This is a genomic window from Bradyrhizobium sp. 87, from assembly GCF_023073015.1.
In the GTDB taxonomy this organism is placed as follows: domain Bacteria; phylum Pseudomonadota; class Alphaproteobacteria; order Rhizobiales; family Xanthobacteraceae; genus Bradyrhizobium; species Bradyrhizobium canariense_D.
In genome coordinates, this window is sequence record NZ_JADPIQ010000133.1 from 131137 (window position 1) to 147371 (window position 16235).

16 protein-coding genes are annotated in these 16235 nt (G+C 63.6%); 4 read left to right on the forward strand and 12 right to left on the reverse strand.

All coding sequences use genetic code 11. The features are described from left to right. Positions 1–72: 72 nt before the first annotated feature. The 8 genes from IVB50_RS35690 to IVB50_RS35725 form a co-directional block, all read right to left on the reverse strand. Complete coding sequence (locus tag IVB50_RS35690; RefSeq protein WP_026232855.1) at positions 73–696, reverse strand: flavin reductase family protein; 624 nt, start codon at positions 694–696, stop codon at positions 73–75. A 178-nt stretch (positions 697–874) separates the two neighbouring features. Next, positions 875–1474: a TetR family transcriptional regulator gene (locus IVB50_RS35695; protein WP_018454995.1), complete on the reverse strand. Its 600-nt coding sequence runs from the start codon at positions 1472–1474 to the stop codon at positions 875–877. Between the two features lie 34 nt (positions 1475–1508). Beyond that, positions 1509–4646 (reverse strand): efflux RND transporter permease subunit, encoded by a 3138-nt coding sequence (locus IVB50_RS35700; protein WP_018454996.1) that lies wholly within the window; start codon positions 4644–4646, stop codon positions 1509–1511. A gap of 179 nt (positions 4647–4825) precedes the next feature. After that, on the reverse strand, positions 4826–5932 hold the full coding sequence (locus IVB50_RS35705; RefSeq protein ID WP_247299599.1) for an efflux RND transporter periplasmic adaptor subunit: 1107 nt from the start codon (positions 5930–5932) through the stop codon (positions 4826–4828). Between the two features lie 218 nt (positions 5933–6150). Next, a complete protein-coding gene (locus IVB50_RS35710; protein WP_247299600.1) occupies positions 6151–7482 on the reverse strand; it encodes an MFS transporter in 1332 nt (443 codons plus the stop codon). 145 nt (positions 7483–7627) lie between these two features. Beyond that, positions 7628–8791, reverse strand: a complete 1164-nt coding sequence (locus IVB50_RS35715; protein ID WP_247299601.1) for a crosslink repair DNA glycosylase YcaQ family protein — start codon at positions 8789–8791, stop codon at positions 7628–7630. Between the two features lie 109 nt (positions 8792–8900). Next, on the reverse strand, positions 8901–9149 hold the full coding sequence (locus IVB50_RS35720; protein WP_247299602.1) for a hypothetical protein: 249 nt from the start codon (positions 9147–9149) through the stop codon (positions 8901–8903). A gap of 119 nt (positions 9150–9268) precedes the next feature. Further along, positions 9269–9514, reverse strand: coding sequence for a hypothetical protein (locus IVB50_RS35725; RefSeq protein ID WP_018455000.1), 246 nt, complete (start codon positions 9512–9514; stop codon positions 9269–9271). 512 nt (positions 9515–10026) lie between these two features. Here IVB50_RS35725 and IVB50_RS35730 point away from each other — a divergent pair. Continuing rightward, on the forward strand, positions 10027–10668 hold the full coding sequence (locus IVB50_RS35730; protein ID WP_247299603.1) for an OmpA family protein: 642 nt from the start codon (positions 10027–10029) through the stop codon (positions 10666–10668). 57 nt (positions 10669–10725) lie between these two features. Here IVB50_RS35730 and IVB50_RS35735 read toward each other — a convergent pair whose 3' ends face one another. Next, the gene (locus IVB50_RS35735; RefSeq protein WP_247299604.1) at positions 10726–12156 is read right to left on the reverse strand and encodes a phospholipid carrier-dependent glycosyltransferase; all 1431 of its coding nucleotides are present in this window, start codon (positions 12154–12156) and stop codon (positions 10726–10728) included. 50 nt (positions 12157–12206) lie between these two features. Here IVB50_RS35735 and IVB50_RS35740 point away from each other — a divergent pair, with 50 nt between their 5' ends. Both IVB50_RS35740 and IVB50_RS35745 read left to right on the forward strand, forming a co-directional pair. Next, positions 12207–12908: a FecR family protein gene (locus IVB50_RS35740; protein WP_018455003.1), complete on the forward strand. Its 702-nt coding sequence runs from the start codon at positions 12207–12209 to the stop codon at positions 12906–12908. Between the two features lie 2 nt (positions 12909–12910). Further along, a complete protein-coding gene (locus tag IVB50_RS35745) occupies positions 12911–14080 on the forward strand; it encodes a hypothetical protein (RefSeq protein WP_085384930.1) in 1170 nt (389 codons plus the stop codon). A gap of 155 nt (positions 14081–14235) precedes the next feature. Here IVB50_RS35745 and IVB50_RS35750 read toward each other — a convergent pair whose 3' ends face one another. From IVB50_RS35750 to IVB50_RS35760, 3 genes are all read right to left on the reverse strand, one after another. After that, positions 14236–14724, reverse strand: coding sequence for a VOC family protein (locus IVB50_RS35750; protein ID WP_247299605.1), 489 nt, complete (start codon positions 14722–14724; stop codon positions 14236–14238). 42 nt (positions 14725–14766) lie between these two features. Continuing rightward, a complete protein-coding gene (locus IVB50_RS35755; protein ID WP_026232857.1) occupies positions 14767–15195 on the reverse strand; it encodes a VOC family protein in 429 nt (142 codons plus the stop codon). A gap of 131 nt (positions 15196–15326) precedes the next feature. Next, complete coding sequence (locus IVB50_RS35760) at positions 15327–15839, reverse strand: cupin domain-containing protein (RefSeq protein WP_085349946.1); 513 nt, start codon at positions 15837–15839, stop codon at positions 15327–15329. A 127-nt stretch (positions 15840–15966) separates the two neighbouring features. Between IVB50_RS35760 and IVB50_RS35765 the strand changes: the two genes are divergently transcribed. Then, positions 15967–16185 (forward strand): CsbD family protein, encoded by a 219-nt coding sequence (locus IVB50_RS35765; protein ID WP_007606928.1) that lies wholly within the window; start codon positions 15967–15969, stop codon positions 16183–16185. Positions 16186–16235 lie beyond the last annotated feature (50 nt).

The window sequence follows — 16235 nt, forward strand, 5'->3', positions numbered from 1 at the left end:
AGCCGCCCAGGGGCCATAACGGCCGAGGCGTGGTGGCAGTTCCGGGAGGGGATAGCTTCGCGGTCGGCCGGTCTAATCCGGCCGCACCATCTCGAACATGTTTTCCGGCTTGATTTCGAAATAATCCCCGCTGCGGCCGGCGCGTACGATCGGGCGGGCGGCGGCGGTCTGGTAGACGCCGTCCTTGATCATGGCCTTGTCGATGTGGACGGCAACGACCTCGCCGAGCGTCAGCCAGGCATTGGCTTCCTTGCCGTCGGCGCCCTTGAGGCGGACGATATCGGACACCTTGCATTCGAAGGCGACGGGACTCTCGCCGACGCGCGGCACGTTGACGAGCCTGCCGGGCACGGCGGTGAGGCCCGCAACTTTGAACTCGTCGACCTCAGGGCCAACATGCGCCGCAGTCGCGTTCATGTGCCTGGCCAGGTCCATGGTGGCGAGGTTCCAGACGAACTCGCCGGTCTGCTGGATGTTTTCGACCGTGTCCTTCCAGTTGGTGGAGGAGAAGCCGATGATCGGGGGGACGTAGCAGAAAGCGTTGAAGAAGCTGTAGGGCGCGAGGTTGACGTGGCCGTTGGTGTCGCGCGACGAAATCCAGCCGATCGGCCGCGGCGCGACGATGGCGTTGAAGGGATCGTGCTTGAGGCCGTGGCCCTTGGCGGGCTCGTAGAAGTGCAGGTCTTTGTCGGTCACGCGCTGTTTCCTTCTCGTCATTGCGAGCGCAGCGAAGCAATCCAAAATCCCTCCGCAGAGACAGTCTGGATTGCTTCGCAAAGCTCGCAATGACGGAGTTTGTTGATCCGTCCTTGCCCGCCATCAGCCGTCATTCCGTGGCGGTCGGCCTGCTTATAGGAGGAAATCCGCCGCCGCGTCAGTGGCGCGGGGACAATCCCGCGATGACGAAATCGATCATCTGGTCGATGGTCGGGCCCGGCTTGGTAGCGCACTGGGCGATCATCTGGGGGTGGAAAAAGCGCATCATCGCGGTGCAGGCGCACAGCGCAGCCAGTTGCAGGTCCGGCGCCTCGAACTCGCCGGAAGCCACGCCTTGCGTGATCATCTGGCCGATGACCCCGGCAATGCACTCCATGTGGTTGACGCAGACGTCCCAGTCCTCCTGCATCGCGATCTCGACCATCTCGTGCAGCTTATTGTCGCCGACATAGCGCTCGGTGTTCATGCGATTGATGGTGGTGAGCAGCTCACGGAATCGCGGCAGTACCGGACCGGGCCTGGCCACGATCCGCTGCGCTTCCAGCTCGACCTCGCCCATTAGCGAACGGGCCACCGCCTGATGGATCGCCTTCTTCGATTCGAAGAAGCGATAGACGTTGGCGGGGCTCATCTTGAGCTCCTTGGCGATGTCGCCGACCGTGGTCTTGAGATAGCCGATCTGGCGGAACAGCCTCTCGGCCACCTCGAGAATGCGTTCCCGGGTGTCGCCTTCGATATGTTCCGAAACCAGTGTCATCTGTCAGACTCGTCAATCAGCAGTTCATCTTCACTTATTCAGCCGCCTCAGCAAGCGGAATTGCGTTCTGGTCATCGCTCCCATGCTGCGGCGCGGCAGGCTGCTCGGGCGTGCCCGCCTCATCCAGGCTCTTGCGGAACCAGAGGGCGTAGAGGCCCGGCAGGTACAGCAGCGTCAGGAAGGTCGCGACGAACAAGCCACCCATGATGGTGATCGCCATCGGCCCCCAGAATGCCGAGCGCGACAGCGGGATCATGGCGAGGATGGCGGCAAGCGCCGTCAGCACCACCGGACGGGCGCGGCGGACGGTGGCCTCCACGATCGCCTCGCGGCGGGTCAGGCCGTGCGAGACGTCGGTCTCGATCTGATCCACCAGGATCACGGCGTTACGCATGATCATGCCGGCGAGCGCGATCAGGCCGAGCAGCGCCACGAAGCCGAACGGGGCGTTGGCGATGTTGAGCCCGAACGAGGCGCCGACGATGCCGAGCGGCGCAGTCAGAAACACCAGGATCAGGCGCGAGAAGCTCTGCAGCTGGAACATCAGCAGCGTCAGCATCACCATGACCATCAGCGGGAAGAGAATGAAGATCGAGGCGTTGCCCTTGGCGGATTCCTCGAACGCGCCGCCCGCCTCGATGCGGTAGGCCGGCTCCAGGTTGTCCTTGATTGCCTTCAGCTTCGGCGCGATCTGGCCGGTGACGTCGGGCGCCTGCACGCCGTCGACGACGTCGGAGCGCACGGTGATCGCCATGTCGCGGTTACGCCGCCACATGATCGGTTCCTCGTGCGCATACTCGATCTTGGCGATCTGCTGCAGCGGCACGGCCACGCCGTTGCGCGAGGTGATGGTGAGATCGCCGACGGCGCCGAGGTCGAGCCGCTCGGACGAGACGGCGCGCGCGACCACGCCGACCTTTTCGATGCCGTCGCGCACGGTCGTCACCTGCGAGCCCGAGATCAGCATCGACAGCGCCTGCGACACGTCCTGCGGGGTCAGGCCCATGGCGCGTGCGCGATCCTGGTCGACGACGAGCTTGAGGTAAGGCGACTGCTCGTTCCAATCGAGCTGGACGTCCTTGACGCTCTTGTTCTGCCGCATGACGTCGCGGACCTGGTAGGCGATCTCGCGCACCTTGTTGGCGTCGGGTCCGATGACGCGAAACTGCACGGGAAAACCAACCGGGGGACCGAAATTGAAGCGGTCGACGCGCACGCGGGCCTCGTTGAGCGCGCCGTCGGCAACGGCGTGTTCAAGCTTGGCCTTGATGCGCTCGCGCGCCTCGACCCCCTTTGCGACGATGACGATTTCGGCAAAAGCCTCGTTCGGAAGCTGCGGATTGAGGCCGAGCCAGAAGCGCGGCGAGCCCTGTCCGACATAGGCCGTGTAGGTCTCGATGTCCTTGTCGTCCTTGAGCATGGTCTCGGCCTTCTTCACCGCCTTTTCGGTGACGTTGAAGGCGGTGCCCTCGGGCAGGCGAAGCTGGAGGAACAGCTCGGGACGCTCGGACAGCGGGAAGAACTGCTGCTGGACGTGGCCGAAACCGACGATCGAGGCGATGAAGACGCCGACGGTCGCGACCACCACGGTGATGCGGTGGTCGACGCACCACTGCACGATGGCGCGCAGGCCCCGATACATGCGGGTCTCGTAGACCGCGTGCGGATCGTGATTGTGGTGCACCTTGATGTTGGGCAGCAGCATGACGCCGATATAGGGCGTGAAGATCACCGCCACGAACCAGGACGCGACCAGCGCGATCGCCACGATCCAGAAGATGCTGCCGGCATATTCGCCGACCGCGGAATTGGCAAAGCCGATGGGGAGGAAGCCAGCGGCCGTGACCAGCGTTCCCGTGAGCATCGGAAACGCAGTGGATTCCCAGGCAAAGGACGCCGCACGCATGCGGTCCCAGCCCTGCTCCATCTTCACCACCATCATCTCGACGGCGATGATGGCGTCATCCACCAGCAGGCCGAGCGCGATGATCAGCGCACCGAGCGTGATGCGGTGCAGGTCGAGCGACATCGTGTTCATGACGACGAAGACGATGCCGAGCACCAGGGGCACCGACAATGCGACCACGATGCCGGTGCGCCAGCCAAGCGCCAGGAACGACACGAACAGCACGATGACGAGGGCTTCCATGAAAGAGTGTACGAACTCGCCGACCGCGTGCTCGACCACCTTGGGCTGGTCGGCGATCAGTTTGACGTCGACGCCCTGCGGCACCGCCTTCATGAATTCAGCCGTCGCCTTCTCGACCTCCTTGCCGAGATCGAGGATGTTGGCGCCCTTGGCGGTGACGACGCCGATGCCGATCGCGGCCTTGCCTTCCTGGCGCACGACGAAACTCGGCGGGTCGACATAGCCATGGGTGACGGTGGCGATGTCGCCGAGGCGGAACACGCGACCGTTGCTCTCGACCGGGGTTTCGGCGACGGCCTTGGCGCCGTCGAGCGCACCGGTGACGCGCAGCGGCACGCGCTGCGACGAGGTCTCGACCGTGCCGGCCGGCGTCACGTTGTTCTGCTTGGCGAGCGAATCGAACAGCGCCTGCGGCGTGATGCCGAGCGTGGCGAGCTTGGCATGGCTGAACTCGACGAAGATGCGCTCATCCTGGTTGCCGTAAACGTCGACCTTGGTCACGCCCGGCACCTTCAGAAGGCGCTGACGGAAACCTTCCGAGACCTTCTTGAGCTGGGCGTAGTCGGCGCCGTCGCCCGTCATCATGTAGAGGATGGAATCGACGTCGGAGAACTCGTCGTTGACGACGGGCCCGAGAATCCCTGCGGGCAGCTGGCCCTGCACGTCGACCAGCTTCTTGCGCAGCAGATAAAAGAGATACGGCACGTCCTTCGGCGGCGTAGAATCGCGGAAGGTCACCTGGAGCGCAGTGAATCCGGGCTTGGAATAGGTCTGCACCTTCTCGAAGTAGGGCAGCTCCTGGATCTTCTTCTCGATGGGATCGGCGACCTGCGCCTGCATTTCCTGCGCTGTCGCGCCCGGCCACAGCACGGAGACGTTGACCACCTTCACCGTGAAGAACGGATCCTCGGCGCGACCGAGCTTCTGATAGGAGAAGAATCCGGCGACGCCGAGTATGAGCATCAGGAACAGGATCAGCGTCGGATGGCTGACGGCCCAGGCCGAAAGATTGAAGCGCTTCATCGCACTCTCCAAAGATGATCCGGTTGCAAAAAACCACAGCCACTCTGTTGAACGCGTCGTCGCGAGGCAGCGAAGCAATCCAGGGGGCTGGGCAGGTTCTGGATCGCTTCGCCGCTTCAGCCCCAGCATTTGCGCTTGGGCCGAAACTCACCTCACACGACGTAACTCGTAAACGAGACTTAAAAGGACAGTGACGACACGACCCGTACCTTCTGGCCCGGATCGAGCTTCTGAACGCCGAGGGCGACGATCTTGGCGCCCTCTTCGACACCACCGGTGATGACGACGTCGTTGCTCTCGTAGGACTTCACCACGACCGGCTTCAGCGTGACCGCGCCGTTGTCGTCGACGACGTAGAAGGACGGCTTGCCGCCTTCGTTGAACAGCGCCGACAGCGGCAGCCGCGCGACGCGTTCGGTGGCGGCGTCCGACAGCGTCAGCGTCGCGGTCATGCCGAGCGAGACCTTGTCGTCGGCCTCGGGCAGCGAAAACTTGGCAAGATAGGTGCGCGTGGCGGGATCCGCGGTGGGCGCGATCTCGCGCAGCTTGGCCGTGTACTTTTTGCCCGGCTCCGACCAAAGAGTGACGCTGGCGGCGCCCGATTTGGCACGTCCGACCAGCGTCTCAGGGATCGCGACGACCGCTTCCTTTTCGGCAAAGCGGGCGACACGGATCGAGGTCTGGCCTGCGGCAACCACCTGGCCAGGCTCGATCAGCGTTGCGGTGACGACGCCACGGGCGTCGGCGTTGAGCGTCGCGTAGGAAAGGGAATTCTTGGTCAATTCGACCGAGCGCTCGGCCCGGTTCAGACGGGCACGGGCCTCGTCGGCGGCGGCGCGGCTCGAATCCAGCTGCGCGTCGGTCGTCCAGCCCTTGGCCCTCAAATCCTTGGCGCGCTGCTCGGCGGCGGCGGCCTGGGCCAGCACGCCGGTCGCAGCGGTCTGCTCGGCGACGGCTTGCTCGGCCTGGAGCTTCAGATCGACCTCATCGAGGACCGCGAGCGGCTGACCGATCTCGACGGTCTGGCCAACTTCGACCAGACGCTTGGCGACCTTGCCCGCGACCCGAAAGCCCAGATCGCTCTCGATCCGCGGCCTGATGGTGCCGACGAAGCTGCGCTCGGGCTTTTCGGCATCGTAGTGGGCGGTGGCGACCAGGACCGGCCGCGGCGGGTCGGCCTTTTCAGCGACGGTGTCATTGCACCCAGCGAGGGCGGCAGCCATCAGCGCCAGCGAAACACCGGCCAAGAGCCTCGAATAGCTGGATAAAACGGATCGGACGAACATCGGAGGACACTCCCTCGGCTGCAATGAGAGGAATGTCGACTAATCACTGATGAAAGTCAATAATCGTCAGTCATCAGGAAAGCGTGATCGTTAAGAGGTGGTAACCTCCCCGCTGCCCTTGGCGGAAAGCCCGGACTGTTGGAAGAGAGCGTCGCGGCGCGGCCCCAGAGGGACCGCACGGAAATGGGCCTGGCTTTCGCCAGGGCGACATTTCGAGGCTACCGCCCCTGTTCGGCGAACTCGTGCTTGCTGTCGTGGCCACCGATGAAGACCAGGATGCCGGCGATCAGCGGCAGCACCGCGAGCACGAGCAGTCCGGTCGAGGTCTGCCCGGTGGCTTCCTTGACCCAGCCGATCAGATACGGTCCGCCGAACCCGGCGAGATTGCCGATCGAGTTGATCAGAGCGATGGCGCCGGCCGCCGCCGTGCCGGAGAGCCAGGCCGTCGGCAGGGTCCAGAACACGCCGAAGCAGCAGAACACGCCGATCGCGGCAACCGTCAGCACGATCATCGTCAGGGTGGGGTCGGTGAGATAACTGGAGACGCCGAGAGCGACGGCGGTGAGCAGCAACGGCGCGCCGACATGCATCACGCGCTCGCGCGTGGCATCGGAATGCCGCGCCCACAGGATCATTGCGATGGTGCCGAACAGATACGGAATCGCGGTGACGAAGCCGGTCTGGGCGTTGGTGAGGCCGAACGCCTTGACGATCTGCGGCAGCCAGAACTGCATGCCATAGAGCGCGCCGACGAAGCCGAAATAGACCAGGCTCAGCATGATCACCTTAGGTGAGGTCAGCGCCTCGCCGAGCGACATATGCTTCACCGCCTGCTTGGCCGCGATCTCGGCATCGAGCTTGGCCTTGAGCCAGGCCTTCTGCTCGGCCGAGAGCCAATCCGCCTTCTCTGGCCTGTCGGTGAGATAGAACCAGGTGACGATGCCGAGCAGCACGGAGGGAATGCCCTCAATGATGAACAGCCACTGCCAGCCCTTCAGGCCCATGGCCCCGTCGAGGCCGAGCAGCAGGCCAGAGACCGGCGCGCCGATCACGGTGGAGACCGGAACGGCGATGGCGAAGGCCGCGAGGAAGCGGGCGCGATATTCGGCCGGATACCAATAAGTGAGATAGAGGATGATGCCGGGGAAGAAGCCGGCTTCAGCGACGCCGAGCAGGAAGCGCAGCACGTAGAAGCTCGTGACCCCGCTCGTGAGCGCCATCAGCGCCGAGATGATGCCCCAGGTCACCATGATGCGGGCGATCCAGCGGCTGGCGCCGAACTTCTCCAGCGCCAGATTGCTCGGCACCTCGAAGATGAAATAGCCGATGAAGAAGATGCCGGCGCCCCAAGAGAAGATCAGCGGCGTGAATTTCAGCTCGGCATTCATGGTCAGCGCGGCGAAGCCGAGATTGACGCGGTCGAGATAGGAGAAGAAATAGGCCAGCACCAGGAACGGGATCAGGCGCCAGGAGATGGCGCGGATCGTCGAGGTCTCGATTTCCGACTTGGCTGCGCCGGTCGAACCGGCATAGGTCGTGGTCTGGCTCATGGCTTCCCCCGGGTTGTTGCTTTTATGGGCTGATCCGGGGTTTTGAGCATCGCCGCGAAAGAGTCAATGGAGCAAGCAATGCAAGGGGCGCAGCCGGCCACCACGTTGCGCTACGACAGAGCTCGGTGATCCGCGCCGCGCACAACTACTCTGCCAATTGAAACTTCGCAAAGCGATCGAGCTCCTCCTCGATCTTCCGTTTGAGCTCCTTGCGCCCCGCGGTCTTCTTCCCCTCGCCGACCCAGGTCCATTTCTGCATCAGCAGCTTCTTCGCCTGCCGGTCGGTCTTCAGATCGAGCGCGGCGACGATCTCGTCGCCGACCAGCACGGGCAGCGCGAAATAGCCGAGCTTGCGTTTGGCCTTCGGCACATAGGCCTCGAACAAATGGTTGTAACCGAAAATGAGATTGGTGCGCTTGCGCTGGATGATCAGCGGATCGAACGGCGACAGGATATGGACCAGATCCGGCGGCGCGCACTCGCCCGGCTCGAGCGCAGCCGGCACTGCCCAGTGCTCCTGCTTGCCGGCACCGTCGATGGCGACAGGCACGAGCTCGCCACGGCGGACGCGCGAGCCGATCAGGGCAGCCACCGCCGGCTTGCGCGGCGCGTTGAGATGGCAGACCGAATCGAGGCTCACGACACCTTGCGATCGCAGCGCGCGATCGAGCAGATAGACCGTGATGTCCTTTGCCGACGCCGGCCTCGGCAGCTTGTCCCAGCCGAAATGGCGCGTCATCAGCTCATAAGTCTTGAGCATGCCCTGCCGCTCGCTGACGGTCACGGCACCCATGTAGAAGGCGAGCTGCAATGCCCGCTTCGAGGGTTTTCGGCTTTGCCAGAGATGCTCCTTCTCGGTGAGCACGTCGTCCTCGATGTCGCGGATCGTCAGCGGGCCGGCGCGCACCAGCCGCATCACCTTGCGCATGTCGGCAGGTTTCACCGAGGCGAACCATTTGTGCCCCTCGCGGCGGTGCTCGCGCATCGCCGGCAGGAAGAAGCGGAAGTCGCCGGCCGGCACGTAAGACAGCGCATGCGTCCAATATTCAAACACGCTCTTGTCGACGCTCTGGGCATGGCGCAGGTCGGCGCGCCGGTAGGACGGGATCCGGCTGAACAGGAGGTGATGATGGCAGCGCTCGATCACGTTGATGGTGTCGATCTGCACATAGCCGAGATGGGCGACCGCGTCGGAGACGGCTTGCGCGCCGTCACCGAACGGCGCGCGCTCGTCCAGCCGCTGGGCATGAAGCCAGATTTGCCGGGCCTGTGTCGTGGTGAGTGGAATCGGTTTGGGCGCGCGGGACATTGCGGAATGCAGTGTAGCGGGATTCGCATCCAGCCAAGAAGCCGATCCAGGAGCGGACAAGGAAAAACCGCGCCGCCATCTGCTGACAGCGCGGCCGGACGGTGCGCGCTTACTTCATCGACATGGCCTTCTGCGCCTTCATGTAATGCATGCAGGCGCTTTTCATCTTGCCGTTGCTCATGTCGGTGTTGGCCATGGCCATTTCCTTGTTCATGGCCGTCTTGGCCGGCGTATCCGCCGTGCCGCCCATCATGGCGGCGGACTTCATCATATTCTCGCTGGTGCACGCCATCATCGCGGCAGATGCAGGGGAAACGGCGAACGCAACCAAAGCTGCAGCTGTGAGCAAGATTTTCATCGAAAAGTCTCCTCCGTAAAACGAAACCGGCGTCATGCCGGCCTTCGCGATACGTATTCTCCGGCGAAGACGTTTCGTGGAGAAGACAATTTCTTGCTGCGGTGCGAAGACGGGAGGACTCAGCGGCCGGCTTTCGGGGCTTTGGACCGGTCGCCGACGCTGCCTGTTGCGACATCGGGTTCGCACGAGGCCTTGCCGCGCTCCTCCGCCTGGCAGCGATAGACGTTGCCGGTGAGACGATCGACCAGCCACATGTTCTCGTCGGTTGGCGCTTGAAGCCCGACATAGCGGGAGGTCAGCCCCGTGATCAGTGTCGACAGCAGGATCGCCACCGCGATCATCGCCGCCCCGATATAGATGGGCATGGAGCTCAGGGACACGGTCCGATCCGGCGGGCCACTGCGATAGAACTGATAATCACTTGGCCTCGGCACGGGGTGGAACTCGGCTCCCTTCGTTTGCGCTTGTCGGAGGCTGTGCCCTGCTAGGCGTCCATCTGGCCGAAAAATTGTTCACAGACAGGCCAACACGCGACGGCTTTGCGACAATCGGTGAGCATGGGTTTCCTGGAGTGAACCGGCCCCGCCGCCCGAGCGGCACCTCGGCGCGGCGGTCCTCAGTGATGCGGATCACGACAGGACTGCGACGGCTCGAACCATCGCCGGAGAGGTGTGCGACCACTTCTCTTCCCGCGCTGGCGCCCCTCCTCGGAGCGGACCGCGGGTCGGCTCTCTATGAACCGAAACCGCTTGAAATACGCTGCCGTGGTCCAGGACGGCCCCGTTTCCACCGTGACCAAGATCACACCAGGGCTTTTGAACCTGCCCTATGCTCGCAGCATCAAATAGCCATCAGGCGTCACAACGAGGATACGACAATGACCCGTTTCAATAAGTCTTTTGCACTGAAGGCGGTGACCCTCTCGGCAATTCTGTCGATGACAGCCGGCCTGGCGATGGCCGGCGACGGCAATGTCTCTACCAACCAGATCCTGGATGCACTGAAGCCGAAGCCCGTGACCCGGGGTCTGTCCGCAGGTCCGCAGGTTGATCCGGCGGTCCAGGCCAAGGAATCGACGTTCCTGAACACCGTGCGCAACCGCTCGACGCGGTCGCTGTCGACGGGCGAGCGCGAGCAGATTGCCGAACTCGCCGCGACCAAGCCGAAGATCGATCTGGAGATCCAGTTCGACTACAACTCGGCCGACATCGCCAAGACGTCGGTGCCGTCGGTACAGGCGCTCGGCAAGGCGCTGTCCGATCCCTCGTTGAAGGGCTCGACCTTCGTCGTCGCCGGCCACACCGATGCGGTCGGCACCGAGGCCTACAATCAGGGGCTCTCCGAGCGGCGGGCCGACACCATCAAGAAATACCTGGTGCAGAACTACGGTCTCACCGGTACCGATCTCGTCACCGTCGGCTACGGCAAGACCAAGCTGAAGGACGCCGCCAACGGCGCCGACCCGATCAACCGCCGCGTCCAGGTCGTGAACATGGACACCAAGACCGCGTCGAAGTAATTCCCAAATTGTCGCCCATCAAGACGCCGCCTGCCGTTCTCCCGGCGGGCGGCGATTTCATATCCAGCTTTGGAAGAGCATCAGCCGATTGAAGGTCTGCATCGATGTGCCGACGAAGGCCGCCGAGATCGGCAGCATGGCGGCAAAGCCGATCGCGACGACCCCGACATAGGCCCACAACAGCCAGCCCGGTAGACCGTCCCGCCGCAGCACGTAGACCAGCGCGAGCGACGCCACGGTCGCAGCCGGCAGATAGTAATAGATGAAGGCGAGCGTACGCGGCAGCAACGCCCAGGCGAGCCAGGACCCGAAATAGAAGACCGCGATCAGGAACGCATCCCGGCGACGCGCGACGACGAAATCGCGCAGCACGACGGCGAGCGCGAGCAGCGTCGGCCACAGCACCAGGGGGTTACCGAGAAAGACGATCGCGGAGACATTGTCGTCCACGGTCTTGTCGAACAGGAACCACACCGGGCGCGCGAGCAGCGGCCATGACGGCCAGGCGCTCATATAAGTGTGGCCGGCGATGGCAGTGGTGGTGTTGTCCGCGAAGATCCGGCGCTGCGCCTCGACCAGATCCGGCAGCGACACGCCGTGGAGTGGGACGAAGGCCGCAAGATATGTCATCGCGGGCAGGACGGTGAAGCAGAGCACGACGTGATGTAATCTGAAGTCGGGCCAGAGATCAGGCCGGTACCAATCCCCCGGCTTCGCGTCGGCAAACAGGGTGTGCCAGCCCTGCATCAGGCGGATCACCGCGACGATGACGATGCAGATTCCGAGCGGAAACAGGCCGCTCCATTTGCAGGCGGCCGCACAGCCGAACAGGCTGCCGACAGCCGCGAATAATGCATGGGGACGATCCTTTCGAAAGCCATGCATGAAGGCGGCAATCGCGAGCAGGCCGAAGCCGAGTGCAAAAATGTCGAGCATCGCGACGCGCGCCTGCACGTACAGCATCTGGTTGCAGGCGGCGATCAGCGCGGCGGCGATCGCAGGCCCTTGCGCGGCGAACAGCGCGAGGCCGCACAGATAGATCGCGACGATCGCGAGCGCGCCGAACAATGTCGCGGGATAGCGCCAGCCCAGCGCGCTGTCGCCAAAGGCCGCGATCGATAGCGCGATCAGCTCTTTCGCCAAAGGTGGATGCATCGGATTGAGCATCGATTGCGACACCGCTGGTGCCAGCATCTGCCGCGCCGCCGGCACGTAGTGCACTTCGTCGAAGACGAACTTCTCCGGCGTCGTCAGGCCAATCAGCAGGGCAAGATGCGCGACCAGGAAAATCGCGACAGCAATCACTGCGCTCCGCGACACCTTCGGAACCGCAGGCAAGTCAAGTCGCGTTTGTGGGGATGTCTTGCGTGGCAATTTTGCGTCACCGCGGAGAATAATAGAGATCGCGGTTTTCATTGAACGCATTCTGCCGCAACTGTCACTAAGCATAACGCAGGTCTCGCGCTGCTTGTGATAATTCCGCCACATCGCAAGCGCGCGTGATCCGGTACGATCAGGGACACATCGATCGGTTGCGACTGAATTTGCGTTTCTGGCTTTTCTCCACGCTGTTGTCGACCCTCTTGTGCGCGGCCCCTTGCGCCCAAGCCCAGACGCGCGTCGGTGAAGCCGTCTTGATCCAGAATGAAGTCGTTCGCGTGGCCTCGACCACGACGCCGATCAGCGTCGGCGACAGCATGCTGCGGGACGAGACCGTGCGCACCGGCGCCGGCAGCGCGGCTCGCTTCGTGATGGCCGACAGCACCAATCTGTCGCTCGGTCCGAGCGCCACGCTCAAGCTCGACCGCACCGTCTTCAACGACGAGCACAGCTATCGCGACGTCGCGATCCGCATGACGACCGGCGCATTCCGTTTCGTCACGGGACATTCCGAGAAGACCGCCTACAAGATCACGACCCCGCTCGCGACCATCGGCGTGCGCGGTACCACTCTCGATATCCTGTCCCAGCGCGGCCGCTCGGTCGTCGTGCTGCAGGACGGTGCCGCCAGCGTCTGCACGACGAGCCAGCAATGCGTGCAACTCACCCAGCCCGGCGACACCGCAATCATCACCTCGACCGGCGGCAAGATCTCCATCAGTAAGACCAATACGCCGCCCTGGACCTTTGCCGCGACCTGCGCCGCGAGCGCGGGACTGTGCGCGGTCAGCCAATATGCGGAGGCCTCGCCGACCGTCACGCCCGCCATCCATGACGACGGCATGCTGTGCGGACGCTGAAGATGGCGAATCTCACCAGCCTCAGGCGCTTCATCCTGGCGAGCGTGCTGACCGCCGTGGCTGCGTTTGCGTTTGTCGCGTTCCATGCCCGTCCGGCGGCAGCCGCCGCGATTTGCGAGTCCGAGTGCGGAGGGTCGACGCCCACCCCGGCGCCGAGCTATTCCCCCTCGCCCACGCCGACCTACAGCCCCTCGCCCTCGCCCAGCCCCACCCCGTCATCGTCGCCGAGCCCTTATCCGTCATCCTCGCCGAGCCCGACGCCGACACCGACACCAACCGGCGCGGATTCAAGCGGCAGCTCGATCGGCGGCCTTGCCAATCAGCGCTTCAACCAGATGATCACCAACCGGGTGCTTGGCACGGTGCTGCTCGGGGTCAACGAGCAGATCAATTGCAGCAACTGCGTCAGCGCGTTCGGCTCCGCAGGCTCGTTCTCGGCCGGAATCCACGGCCGCAAGGAGCTGACCAACAATCTGTCGCTGCTCGCCGGCATCGCCTACACGCAGTACAGCGAGGGCGGCTACAACATCACAAGCGCTCCCATCGCCGCGTTCGCGCTGCGCTATGATTTCACCGACTGGGGCTCGTCGCGCCCGTTCTTCGACGTCGGCACGATCCTGACGCCGTGGGAGAAGGCGCGCTACACCCGCAGCTACAACACCAGCCTCGGCCCGGTGAACGTCACGAGTTCGACCAACGCCGCGAACTACGCCGTTTATGGCCGCGCCGGCTGGATGAGCCGCGTGTCGCCCCGCGACGAGGTCGCCGCCTCGATCGAGGTCTGGCAGCTCTGGCAGCGTGTCTCGGGCTATACCGACAGCGCAGTGGCGTTCAATCCGTTCGACGCCAGCATCGCGACCGGCACCGACCGCACCAGCCTGGTCAAGATCGGCGGCCAGTGGACGCATCTCTACGGCAGCAGTATCGAGGCCAACATCAATGGTGGCTGGGTGCAGTCATTCGCCAGCCATAGCGGCATCGTCGCCACCGTGACCGGTGACGGCATGGTGGTGCCGACCATGGGTAACCAGGGCTGGTTCGAATATGGCGGCCGGCTCGGCTTCCGCGTGCAGAAGGGCTGGATCGTCGACCTGTTCGCCAACGGCACGCTCGGCCCGCAGCCGGTGGGTAACACCATCCATGGCGGCGTGGGGCTGCGGATCAATTATTAGCGGCAGGCCTTCGCTCATATTCCGCTGTCATGCCCCGGCTCGACCGGGGCATCCAGTACGCCGCGGCCTATCGATTGACCAACGACCGTCTCGGCGTACTGGATGGCCCGGTCAAGCCGGGCGATGACAGTGAGGATGTGGCAAGGGGACGCCCTTCACACCGCCGACTTGCCATCGAACGCCCGCCGCAGCGCCTCCACGTCCAGTTTCACCATCTTCATCATGGCCTGCATCGCGCGTGCGGCAGCCGCCTTGTCGGGGCTGGAGAGGAATTCGAACATCACCTTCGGCACCACCTGCCAGGCCACGCCCCAGCGATCCCTGAGCCAGCCGCACTGCTCTTCCTTGCCGCCATGGGCCAGGAACGCATTCCAGACGCTGTCGACCTGGGCCTGATCGTCGCAATGGATCATCAGCGAGATCGCGTGGGTGTATTCCATTTTCATGCCGCCGTTGAGCGCGACCAAAGGCTGTCCCGCCACCGAGAATTCGACGACGAGCACGGAGCCTTCCTTGCCGGACGGGCCATCTGAAACGTTGCGCTGAACATGCGTGATCGCCGAATTCGGCACGAGCGAGACGTAGAACTTCGCGGCTTCCTCGGCATCGCCGTTGAACCACATGCAGGGAACGACCTTGGACATCTTGAATGCTCCTCTTCGGTTTCTTGCTGTTGTGGGGTTAGATCAGGCGTTCGCCATGTCGGACTGCGCCGCGAAGGCTGCCATGTCCATCCAGTTCACGCCCCACATGTGGCCGTCCGGATCCTCGAAGCTGCGGCCGTACATGAAGCTGTATTCGTCCTTCGGGCTGGGATCGGCCACCCCGCCTGCAGCCGCGGCCTTGCTGACGATATCGTCGACCTCGGTCCGGCTATCGGCGGACAGGCAGAACAGCGCCTGGTTTGAGGTCTTTGCATCCGAGATCGGCTTCGGCGTGAACTGCCGGAATTTCTCGTGGGTCGTCAGCATCGCGTAGATGGTCTCGGAAAAGACCATGCAACTCGCTGTTTCGTCGCTGAATTGCGGGTTCCTGGTCGCACCGACCGCCTCGTAAAAGGCAGTGGCGCGCTTGAGGTCGGTCACGGGCAGATTGAGGAAAATCATCCTGGGCATCGGAGCTCCTTGGGCGGGGTTCTGCCCAAGGACGGACGGCCAAGCGGCGATCCGACACGGCTTCCGGATCTTTTTTGGAGCCCTGCCCGCGAGGTTCTGTCACACAGAACCCGCTGGCTTTCAGGCGATCCTCACTTCTTCTCGTTCGGATCGCGGTGAATGGGATCGACCCACAGGACGGTCTCGGGCTTCTCGACCGGCTCGATATCGAGGTTGATCGCCACCGCCTCGCCGTCGCTGCGCACCAGCACGCATTCCAGCACCTCGTCCGCGCTGGCGTTGATCTCCTGATGGGGCACGTAGGGCGGCACGAAAATGAAGTCACCGGGGCCGGCCTCTGCGGTGAATTGCAGGCTCTCGCCCCAGCGCATCCGCGCCTTGCCCTTCACCACATAGATCACGCTTTCGAGATGGCCGTGGTGATGCGCGCCGGTCTTGGCGTCGGGCTTGATGCTGACCGTGCCCGCCCACAATTTCTGCGCACCGACGCGCGCGAAATTGATCGCGGCCGCGCGGTCCATGCCCGCCGTCGACGGAACGTTGGTATCGAGCTGGTTGCCGGGAATGACGCGCACGCCGTCATGTTTCCAGCGATCGTGGTGATCGTGGTCATGGTGGGAATGCGAATGGTCATGGCCGGTCATGGGACTTGCTTTCTATTGGTTCCGTGTGCGGCAAACTAACCCAAAGCCGCGACATCGAGCCATAACAAAATCGGAACCCTCATAACCGTCGAACGTTGTCTTGGCGAGCAAACCGCAGGAGAGTTTCATGGGTAGCACGACCGACAAGATCAAGGGCACCGCAAACGAGGCAATGGGCAAGGCCAAGCAGGGCGTCGGTGAAGCCACTGGATCCGAGCGCCTGAAGGGTGAAGGTGCAGTCCAGGAAGTGAAGGGCAAGGGCCAGCAGGCCATGGGCGACGCCAAGGACGCCGCGAAGGACGCGGTTGATCGCGCAGCCGCTGCGGCCAAGCGCGCGACGGAGTAACGGCGTCGCACTGAATGCGAAAAGACCGGCCGAGAGGCCGGTCTTTTTGT